This is a genomic window from Klebsiella sp. SWET4 (assembly GCF_024296565.1).
Classification (GTDB): domain Bacteria; phylum Pseudomonadota; class Gammaproteobacteria; order Enterobacterales; family Enterobacteriaceae; genus Klebsiella; species Klebsiella variicola.
Map to the genome: position 1 here is coordinate 177,581 of NZ_JANCOB010000003.1, position 10,615 is coordinate 188,195.

Genomic DNA, 10,615 nt, shown 5'->3' on the forward strand with positions numbered 1-10,615 from the left:
TTTATTCATCATCCAGGCTAAGACGGCGGCGACTGATGATGCGCAGCATGCGCCACAGCACCCACGCCAGCAGCACAATACTGATAGCGGCGAAGATCGCCAGCAGTATCGGGTGGTTAGAGAGCGCGAACCAGATGCGCTCGAACCAGGGCAGATGACCCACGTAGTAGATATCCCCTACCCGCAGACTGTTGACGCCGGACTCGCGGATCACCGCTACCGAGCCAAACATTGCTGCCCGCTTACCGCTGTCGTTGAGGGCGTTGGTCAGCAGTTCATTACCGCGCGGGCTGTCGGCCAGCAGGGCCACCACGCTGCGCTGATCGTTATACGGCGACTGGAAGCCAATCACCGCCGCCATCGGCCCGGAAGAGGTAATGTCGGTGCGGGTATTGGGCGTGCGGGCATCGTCATCGGGATAAATGCTCGCCAGGTCATAGTGGCGCATCGGCATTTTCACCCAGCTTTTGGTCGCCTCGACCAGCAGGTTGATTTTGGTGTCGTCCTTGAGGGACGACGGGATCGCGCCGATCAGCAGCAGATCCGCATCTTTGTTCTTGATCTGGTTGCCATCGTCGGTCATCTGCAGATTAATCGCCGCCAGACCGGTCTGCGAACCGATACCGCCCAGCGCCTGCAGCAGCGTCGCCACCTGGCCCTGGGTCGGCGCTTTCGGCACCACCACCAGCGTGTCGGAGAGGTCGGCCATACGGCTGTAAGGGAAGCCCGCATTGGCAAAGACGCGCAGGTCCGGCAGGGCGATAAAGTGATAATACTTCGAGAAGTCGATGGTCGAATCGTCGCCAATCACCACATGGTTCTGCACCGGCTGGAAGGTAATACAGTTGTCGATGGAGCCGCCCGGCATCGGGTTCATGTACTGGAAGTCAAAGCGCAGCTGGTTGACCGCCCCGAGACGCAGCGCGGGGATGGTGACCTCTGATTTGCCGTCCAGCAGCCCCTGCAGCACCGGCAGGCGCAGGATCAGTTTGTTCACGTCCTGAGCGCTGTTCAGGCTGAACGACTGCAGGAACTGGTCGTTGAGGCTGATATCCATCCGCGAACTGTCCTTCACCGGCGGCATGGTGTAGCGATATTTCAGATCCATATCGATGCCGTTGGCCCGCAGCAGATAGAGATCCGGCGGCAGATTAAGCGCCACGGTGATGGCATCCGGCACCAGCCCGCTGGACTGCAGCTGTTGCTCATAGGTTTTCAGCTCAGCGAAGGTGACCGAGCGGTCGGTGCGCACCCAGTTCGGTGCGTCGTAAGGCTGACGCGGCTGCAGGGTTTTGATGCCGTCCACGGTGACGCTGCTGCCGCGGAACAGAATATTGCCCTGGGCAATCCCCTTCGCTGCCAGCAGCAGGTCGTTATCATCGCGGCCGAAAATTACCAGCAGCTTGACGTAAGGATCGTTCGGGTTGTCGATCATTTCGATGGTCGGCGCCTTGACCGGCGGATGATCGCGCAGGAAGTCCGGGCGCTTGTCGTTGGTGGCGAAGACGATGGCGTTACGATCCGGCAGTTCGTTGAAATAGACCGGGAACTGCTGGCCGCGCCAGCCGGCCTTGCTGCCGAACCAGGAGGCGACAATCGCCGCCGCCTGCTGCTGGGCCACCGCTGGCGAGCCCGGGAAAATCATCGGTAGCGTCAGCGGGCGGTTATCGCGCGGATCGTAGAACGGCACCGGGAAGTGTGACAGATCGTTATGCACCTTCAGCGACTGGTAGGTGAGATCCAGATAGCTTTCGCGCCCGACGTCCAGCCACAGCGTGCTGCTGGCGGGGTTTTCGCAGACATCGCGGTAGTGACCGACAAACTCCAGCCGTACGCGGTTGAAGTCGGTGATGTACAGCGGGTCAATCGGCAACTGCGCGCGGATCTTTTTCCCCAGCTGCTCTTTGGTCACGGGCAGGACGCCCATCAGCTCATCGTTGAGATAGACTTTCAGCTGCGACTGCACGGGCAGCAGCGAAGGCGATGGGGTGTATTCCAGGTTGAGCAGCGCGTTGGCGACCAGCTCATCGCTGCGCATGCCGAATTCGACCGACGCGTCAGGCCGTGAGCCGCGCAGCACGATGCTGCCGGGCGGCGGCGCGATGGTGGCAAAAGTCAGCTTCACCTCCCGCTGCGGGACGTTCTCGGCCACCGCCGCCGGGGCGGTCGGTTCGGCAAGGGCCGCCGTTGGCTCGCCCACCACGATCGGCGCGCCCGGGGTCGCTACCTGCGGCTGAACGCCAGGGGCGGCGTTCGCCACGACGGCTGGCGCCGCATAAGAGGCCAGCGGATACCAGCTGCACATGCCCACCGCTACTGCACACATCCAGGAAAGTTTTCTTTTCATCGCATTATCATCATTGTTGAGCCATTGCCGGGTCTGCGGAGAGCGTCGGCGCGGCGCGTTCAGGGCGTCGGGGTACAAACGACACTATCCAGGCCACCAGCGAAGTGAGCGCGCGGAAAACCACCTTCACCGACGGCGGCGAAAACTCCGCCAGGTGACGATAGCCACGGAAGCCCAGCTTGAGGATATCCAGCAGGCTTTCCATCGGCTTGTCTTCCGGGAAGCTATCCTGCCAAAGCGCCCACGTATCAGCGCGGGCAAACGTACACTGCACAAAATCGATATGCTGTTGGTTGGTCAACGGCAGTAGCTGGAGCCCCACCTCGCTGCCGTTGACCCGCGCGACCCTTACCGGGAAGGCATATTCCTGCTGTCCTCGTTTGAGCAACAGCCGGGCGTTCTGGCCTTCCAGCACCTGCGCGTCGCCGTGAATTTTGATCCCCAGCCCGCCGTCGGAATAGTCGTGAACCGTGCAGGAGAACAGATGGCCATCTTCGCGGGCAATCGCCGCCGGCATGCTCATTTCGACACGATGCGAACGGCGAACCTGCTTGCTTTCGACCGAGACCGCCACCGCGCCGCCAAGAATAATCAGGTTGTAGAACACCCAGACAATACTCACCCAGACGGTGAGAATTTCGTTTTCCGGGCCATACATAAATCGCCAGATCCCCACCGCGACGCCGACCAGATTGAGCAGTACAAGGTAGATATAGGGCCGGGAGATCACCCAGTCGACATACTCTTCTTCCACCAGCCCGCCCTTCGCGGTGACGTTGAACTTACCTTTATGCGGGTTAATCAGCGCCACAAAGGTGGGCGGCGCGATATACCAGGCCAGCACCGTCTCGTAGATTTCACTCCAGAACGAATGGCGGTATTTGCCCTGAATCTTCGAGTTGGTCAGGCTGGCGTGGATCATGTGCGGCAGCACGAACAGCGCGATCATCAGCGCGGGCGCATAAATGATATAGGCATGGAGCAGCAAAAAGGCCAGCGGCGCCGTGAGGAAGATGAGGCGCGGAATACCGGAGAGGAAGTGGAGCATGGCGTTGGCGTAGCAGACGCGTTGCGCCAGCTTCAGGCCTTTGCCAAACAGCGGGTTATCGAGCCGGAAAATCTGCACCATCCCGCGCGCCCAGCGGATGCGCTGGCCGATATGCGCGGACAAACTCTCCGTCGCCAGCCCCGCCGCCTGCGGGATCCGCATATAGGCTGAGGTGTGTCCCCGCCGGTGCAGACGCAGAGAGGTATGGGCATCTTCGGTTACCGTTTCGACGGCTATCCCGCCAATCTCATCCAGCGGGCCGCGACGGATAACGGCGCAGGAGCCGCAGAAGAAGGTGGCGTCCCACATGTCGTTCCCGTCCTGCACCAGGCCGTAGAACAACGTCCCTTCGTTCGGCGTTTTGCGAAAGCGGCCAAGGTTGCGCTCAAAGGGATCGGGCGAGAAGAAGTGGTGCGGGGTCTGCATCATCGCCAGCTCTTTCTCTTTCAGGAACCAGCCCATGGTCATCTGCAGAAACGAGCGCGTTGGCACATGGTCGCAGTCAAAGATCGAGACGAACTCCCCTTTAGCGTATTTCAGCGCATTGTTGATGTTACCGGCCTTGGCGTGCTCGTGGCTGGTACGGGCGATATAGTGCACCCCGACATCTTTGGCAAACTGGCGAAACGCTTCCCGTCCGCCATCGTCGAGGATCCAGATGTTCAGCTTGTCCTTCGGCCAGTCGATGCCCTGCGAGGCGTAAATGGTGTTTTTCACCACGTTGAGATCTTCGTTATAGGTGGGGACGAAGATGTCCACGGTTGGCCACAGATCCATGTCCTCCGGCAGCGGCACCGGCTGGCGGTTCAGCGGCCAGACCACCTGGAAGTAGCCCAGCACCAGCACCACCCAGGCGTAGGTCTCTGCGAACAGCAGAATGATCCCGCACACCAGGCTTACCGGGTCGTTCCAGTTCAGCGTCGAGGTATAGCGCCACCAGATATAGCGGCACGACACCGTCAGCGACAGCACGATAAGCATCAGCGCCGAGAAACGCCCCGGGATGCGGCGCACCAGCAGCGCCACGCCCCACAGCAGCATCAGGAAGATAAACTGCGACAGCGGGTTAAAGGGCTGCGTAATACACATTAGCGCCAGCACCAGCGAGCAGAAGGTCACCCCCCCAAGGATCGCCCGGCGCAGCTTCGGATTAAGGTGCGCCAGCTCTTTCTGTTTATCCAGATGGCCGGTGCGGGCATTCACCTGTTCAGGCAATTTTTCCAGCCATTGCGTATAGCGACCGTGCACCCCTTCCAGGGCCGCCAGCGAGCGCCAGTTGACCTTTTTTTCCGGCTCCGGCACACGCGTCGCCAGCAACCACAGGGATTGCAGCAGGTAGCGCAGCGGATCCAGCGGACGCGGGCGATGCGGATTAATATGGGGAAAATAGGTTTCATGGTGGGCCAGAATCGCCTGCCAGCGCGGCGTCTCCAGCGGCATCAGCGCCCAGACCAGCGACGCCCACAGACAGCCAAGCGACGCCGAAAGCCAGGAGGCCCCGTGCTGCCGATAGTCGTCATAGCGCGCGCGCAGCCGTTCCCCCACCGGCGGAGCCAGCAGCAGCGTGCTGAGGCGGATCATGCCGGCCTCCCGCCGGAATAGTGGATCAGGCACCAGTTCGCCAGGGTCAGCACCTCTTCCGCCGCCAGGGAGTCCTGACGATACTCCCCAAGAGGCTGTTTCGCCGCCAGGCACTCGGCCATCGCCTCGTCGCGGTGAATCGTCACCGGCAGGATGCGCGGCTGGCTCTCCAGCCACAGCTGGTAGAGATCTTCCTGCAGCTGGCTGCCGACCCGCAGGTCGTTAATCAGAATGTCGCTGTTGGCCGGGAGGGGCTGCTGGTGTAGACGGATATGGCTATTGGCGTCGGGATGAACCACCACCAGCGTGCGATCGCACAGCGTCAGCAGCTCGCGGGTTAATGGCGAATAACCGTTCGGCAGATCCAGCAGCAGCCAGCGGTACTGGCTCTGCAGCTGCTGCACAGCCTCCGCCATCGCCCCCAGCGCGGGCTGCAGCTGGTCAGCATTTTCTCTTTCGCCGGCGCTGAGCTGGCCAAACGGCAGCAGATCGATATGTTGCGTATAGCGCAGACCCGCGTCGCGCCAGTCCCGGCCGTCGAGCAGCGCCCGCGCCCAGCCGTCCTGATGATGGACATCGGTATTGAAAAAAAAGCGCAGCATATTATCCGGGCTGGCGTCGATCGCCAGCACCGTTTCACCGAGCAATTGCAGCGCCCAGGCGAGTGCAGCCGTAATGGACGTGACGCCAGTCCCCCCGCGCACGCCCTGTAATCCCAGAATAGCCATCTCCGGCTTCCTTATTTTTTCTCTGCAAACTCTGCCAGTAACGGCCAGCGCTTCAGCGCCGCATTCAGCTGCTCGCGCCGGGAAATATCATGATAATCAATATCCGGCAGGGAAAATGCCCGGCTTAGCGCCAGAAAATCATTTTGAAAGGTGTACCCCAGCGTGGCGTCCGTGGGTACTGCAGGATCTTTTGCTGGCATATCTCTGTCCGTTTGAAATTTATTATTAAACCAGAGGACGAATACAGCGCATCCTTAAAAGCAGGTGTACATGCTAAAACTGATGACCTTTAATTTCAATGTTAGGTTTACTCTGCCGGTTTCGCTAGTAAACTTATCCAGTGTCAATCAGGGCGCACGAGGGATGCCGTGGATAGTGTATTTACTTTGGGTATTTCATCATTATGGGATGAAGTGTGCCATATGCCGGTCGGTGGGGTATGGTGGCTCAACGTTGACCGTTATACCGATGCCGTCAGTCTGTTTAATCAGACGCTGGCCGCGCAGGCGAAAAACAGCAAGATCGCCGCGCTGGTAATGGGAGACAAACCTAATAATATCATTTCATTAGATAATGAAGGTGGCCCGGATAATATCGCGCTGTTCACCCTGCCGAATCGTCCGGAAGCACTGGAAGAAATACATCGTGATTTAGTCTGCTCCCTCGAACCTGGCAATTACTTGTTTATTCTGCTATGCGCTGAAAATACCTGGCAAAATATAAATAAGGATAAGATATGCGCCTGGGTGGAAAAGACCAGCCGCTGGGCGCAATATCACCGTTGCGCGTTCCTGGCGATCAATTCCGCCCAGGATATCGATCGACAGCTCACCCCATTATTACGCGAGTACCGTTCCCTTTCCGGCCTGGCAAGTATTCGTTACCAGGGTGACCGACATCTCTTTGATATTGCCTGGTGGGGAAGCGACAAAGGCATCAGCGCCCAGCAGCAGCTGATGGTGCAACACGATGATGCCGGCTGGCGGCTGGCGCAGGAGACGGAAACCAGCGTTCAGCCACGTAGTGATGAGAAGGTGATCCTCAGCAATATGCGCGTGCTGGAAGGCGCCCCGCCGCTGTCGGAATACTGGACCCTGTTCGATACCAACGACGACGTCTTCAACGCCGGGCGCACCGCGCAAGCGGCCACGTTACTCTTTTCCATTACCCAGAATACGCAAATTGAACAGCTGGGCCGCTATATTCATACCCTGCGTCGCCAGCGCGGTACGGCGCTGAAAATTATTGTCCGTGAACAAACGCCCAGCCTGCGCGCGACGGATGAGCGGCTACTGCTTAGCAGCGGCGCCAGTCTGGTGATCCCCAGCAGCGCGTCGCTCTCCCGCTGTCTGACGTTGATCGAAAGCGTGCAGAACCAAAAATTCTCCCGCCATATTCCGGAGGATTTCGCCACGCTGTTGACCTGGAGCCAGCCGTTAAAGCTGCGCGGCTATCAGAAGTGGGATGCTTTCTGCGAGGCGGTACAGAACGTGATGGCCAATACCCTCCTGCCCGCCGACAGCAAAGGCGTAATGGTGGCCCTGCGCCCGGCGCCAGGGCTGCGCGTTGAGCAGGCGCTGACGTTATGCAAACCCAACCGGATGGGCGATATCATGACCATCGGCAATAACCGGCTGGTGCTGTTTTTGTCGTTTTGCCGGATCAATGACCTCGATACCGCGCTAAACCACATTTTCCCGCTGCCGACCGGCGATATTTTTTCTAACCGCATGGTGTGGTTTGAAGACAAGCAGATCCTCTCGGAAATCGTGATCATGCGCGGCGTCGAGCCGGCGCGCTGGAACACGCCGCTGCCGCTGTCGGTGGGTAAAAACGAGACCATCAACGCCACCCACGATGGACGCCACTGGCGACGCTACCCCGAGCCGCACCGGTTAACCACCCGCGAGGAACAAGCCTGATGATGTCTATCGCCGATATTCTGCAACTGGTGGTGCTCTGCGCCCTGCTGTTTTTCCCGCTGGGTTACCTGACGCGCCATTACCAGCGCCGTATTCGCACGACGTTAAGATTGATGTTCTTTAAACCCCGTTACGTGAAACCGGCAGGCGTATTACGCCGGGGAGCCACGGTTAAGCAAGGCAAAGCGAACAAATGACAAACACTAAACCGACCGCGACACCGCTTCCGCTCTGGCAGTACTGGCGCGGCCTTGGCGGCTGGAATTTATATTTTCTGGTCAAATTTGCCCTGCTGTGGGCCGGGTATCTCAATTTCCACCCGATGCTGAACCTGGTGTTTCTCGCCTTTCTGCTGGTGCCGATCCCGCGCGAAAAGCTACACCGTATCCGCCACTGGATCGCTATTCCGCTCGGCTTCGCGCTGTTCTGGCACGATACCTGGCTGCCCGGTCCGGAGACGCTTCTTAGCCAGGGTTCGCAAATCGCCGGCTTCAGCGCCAGCTATATCTGGGATCTGATCGTCCGGTTTATTAACTGGAGCATGGTCGGCGCCTTCTTTGTTTTACTGGTCCTGTGGCTGTTTATCAGTCAGTGGCTGCGCGTCACCGTGTTTGTCTCCGCGATGGTCGTCTGGCTGGCGGTCAGCCCACTGCTGCCGGCCTTTACCCTGTGGCCCGCCGGTCAGCCCACCACGGCCGCCGCCACGACCGCGCCGGCCAATACCGGGGCCAACGCCGCCGCTGGCACCGCGACCAGCCCCGCCAGCAGCGATATTCCACCGCAGACCGAGCCGCCGACGTCAGCCAATCTCACCAACTGGCTGAACGGTTTCTATGCCGCCGAGCAGAAGCGCAAAACGCCGTTCCCGGACCAGCTGCCGGCGGATGCCCAGCCGTTTGACCTGCTGGTGATCAATATCTGCTCGCTCTCCTGGTCGGATATTGAAGCCGCCGGTCTGATGGACCATCCGCTGTGGAAGCATTTCGATATTGTCTTCAAAAACTTTAACTCCGCGACCTCCTACAGCGGCCCGGCGGCGGTGCGCCTGCTGCGCGCCAGCTGCGGCCAGCTGTCGCATACCAACCTGTATCAGCCGTCCGGCGCCGATTGCTACCTGTTTGAAAACCTGGCGAAACTCGGCTTCAACCAGCAGCTGATGCTCGGCCATAACGGTCTGTTCGGCGACTTCCTGAAAGAACTGCGTTCGCTGGGCGGCATGCAGAGCCCGCTGATGGACCAGACCGGGTTGCCGGTCAGCCTGCAGGCGTTTGACGGCTCCCCGGTGTATGAGGATCTGGCGGTCCTCAACCGCTGGCTGAAGACCGAAGAGGCCAGCAGCAATCCGCGGAGCGCCACCTTCTATAACACCCTGCCGCTGCATGACGGCAACCACTTCCCGGGGCAAAGCAAAACTGCAGACTACAAAGTGCGTGCGCAGAAGCTGTTTGATGACCTGGATAACTTCTTCACCGAGCTGGAGAAATCGGGGCGGAAAGTGATGGTGGTGGTGGTGCCGGAACACGGCGGCGCGCTGAAGGGCGATAAGATGCAGGTCTCTGGCCTGCGCGATATCCCGAGCCCGTCGATCACGAACGTCCCGACGGCGGTAAAATTCTTCGGCATGAAAGCGCCGCATGAAGGGGCGCCGATTATCATCGATCAGCCCAGCAGTTACCTGGCGGTGTCGGAGCTGGTGGTGCGTGCCCTCGACGGCAAAATGTTCAGCGAGGACAGCGTCAACTGGCAGCAGTATGTCGCAAACCTGCCGCAGAGCGCAGCGGTGTCCGAAAACGCCAACGCCATCGTCATCCAGTATCAGGGCAAGCCTTATGTCCAGCTGAATGGCGGTAGCTGGGTGCCTTATCCGCAATAAGCGACAAGGCCGCCCAAACTGGCGGCCTTACATCGTGAGACGTTCCCATTCTCCCTTCCCCACCCTCATGCCTACGGGCGGGGAAGGCGGCAAATCAATCACCGTCTCTAACGCTGATCCTGTTTCGCCAGCCAGACCAACTGCTTGAGGCTGGCAGAGTAATAATCATCCTTGTCGTCAATCTGCGGCGCCTCCTGCGGTTCACCCAGCGTCAGATCGCGCACCGCCAGCAGGCCGCCGGCCATATACCAGGGTGCCACCTCGTTGGTGCTGACGTTGATCCACGCCGGGGTTTGCAGGCGCGGGTAACTCTGCATCCAGGCCTTCCACGGCGCGAGCAAAGCGCTTTGCGGATCGGCCCATGAGAGATACAGCGGGATACGAATCGCATCGAAACTCATCCGCGGCGGCCACTCTTTGGCTGGCAGCATCTTGCCATCTGCCCGCAGCGCCACCCAGTCGCTGGGCAGGTGTGATTTCCCCCACCCCATCTGCCCCAACAGCGCCTGTCCGTCGGTCTGCAATGTCCGCCAGGCGGTCAGATGCGTCCGCTCCGCGAAGGCGCGCCAGGCCGGGAAGATGAAATAGGAGGGATTAAGGTTCAGATGGTCGTTGAGATTGAACCCTTTCACGCCCGGGAGCATCACCTGACGACCGGCGAAGGTCACCACCGTATATTTCAGCAGGGAGGCGGTGATGGCATCCGAGGCAATCGCGTAGCGCTTGTCCTGCCACTGCTTTTGCGCACGCAACAGCGCCCAGGCGATGAGAGTATCACCATCAGAGGCGTTGTTTTTATCGGCGATAGGGTCCGGCGCCACCGGGTTATAGCGCCAGTAAAACAGCCCGTTAGACTTATCGCGCAGGGTGCTGTCCGTCCACTGCCACAGCTTGTCGAACGCCGGGCGATCGTTATTCGCCACCGCCAGGAGCATGGCAAAGCCCTGACCTTCCGTATGCGACACATTGCCATTGGCGGTATCAATGATACGGCCGTCCGGCATCATAAAACGGGCCTTATAGCGCTCCCAGGCCGTATCCGCCCACGCCCGGGGCACCAGCATCACTGCCGTTGTCACTATCACCGCCACTAAAGCACGCAGGGGCATACATTCA

8 protein-coding genes are annotated in these 10,615 nt (G+C 59.7%); 3 read left to right on the top strand and 5 right to left on the bottom strand.

The window, feature by feature from the left end; all coding sequences use genetic code 11:
- Position 1 precedes the first annotated feature (1 nt).
- The 4 genes from bcsB to bcsR are packed head-to-tail and all read right to left on the bottom strand — an operon-like array spanning position 2 to position 5,904.
- A complete protein-coding gene (gene bcsB, locus NKJ21_RS09990) occupies positions 2-2,347 on the bottom strand; it encodes a cellulose biosynthesis cyclic di-GMP-binding regulatory protein BcsB (protein ID WP_008806916.1) in 2,346 nt (781 codons plus the stop codon).
- 10 nt (positions 2,348-2,357) lie between these two features.
- Positions 2,358-4,976: a UDP-forming cellulose synthase catalytic subunit gene (gene bcsA / locus NKJ21_RS09995; RefSeq protein ID WP_012540356.1), complete on the bottom strand. Its 2,619-nt coding sequence runs from the start codon at positions 4,974-4,976 to the stop codon at positions 2,358-2,360.
- Positions 4,973-5,704, bottom strand: a complete 732-nt coding sequence (gene bcsQ, locus NKJ21_RS10000; protein ID WP_022064695.1) for a cellulose biosynthesis protein BcsQ — start codon at positions 5,702-5,704, stop codon at positions 4,973-4,975. Before bcsQ ends, bcsA begins: the two co-directional genes overlap by 4 nt.
- 11 nt (positions 5,705-5,715) lie before the next feature.
- A complete protein-coding gene (gene bcsR / locus NKJ21_RS10005; protein ID WP_002921513.1) occupies positions 5,716-5,904 on the bottom strand; it encodes a cellulose biosynthesis protein BcsR in 189 nt (62 codons plus the stop codon).
- A 168-nt stretch (positions 5,905-6,072) separates the two neighbouring features.
- Between bcsR and bcsE the strand changes: the two genes are divergently transcribed.
- From bcsE to bcsG, 3 genes are read left to right on the top strand one after another with little or no spacing between them, the layout of a single operon-like run.
- Positions 6,073-7,626 (top strand): cellulose biosynthesis protein BcsE, encoded by a 1,554-nt coding sequence (gene bcsE, locus NKJ21_RS10010; RefSeq protein WP_254732878.1) that lies wholly within the window; start codon positions 6,073-6,075, stop codon positions 7,624-7,626.
- Positions 7,626-7,823 (top strand): cellulose biosynthesis protein BcsF, encoded by a 198-nt coding sequence (gene bcsF, locus NKJ21_RS10015; protein WP_008806912.1) that lies wholly within the window; start codon positions 7,626-7,628, stop codon positions 7,821-7,823. Before bcsE ends, bcsF begins: the two co-directional genes overlap by 1 nt.
- Positions 7,820-9,499, top strand: coding sequence for a cellulose biosynthesis protein BcsG (gene bcsG / locus NKJ21_RS10020; protein ID WP_012967087.1), 1,680 nt, complete (start codon positions 7,820-7,822; stop codon positions 9,497-9,499). Before bcsF ends, bcsG begins: the two co-directional genes overlap by 4 nt.
- A gap of 107 nt (positions 9,500-9,606) precedes the next feature.
- On the opposite strand, the gene NKJ21_RS10025 is transcribed toward bcsG, so the two are convergent.
- Positions 9,607-10,608: a glycosyl hydrolase family 8 gene (locus NKJ21_RS10025; protein ID WP_012967086.1), complete on the bottom strand. Its 1,002-nt coding sequence runs from the start codon at positions 10,606-10,608 to the stop codon at positions 9,607-9,609.
- Positions 10,609-10,615: the final 7 nt, after the last annotated feature.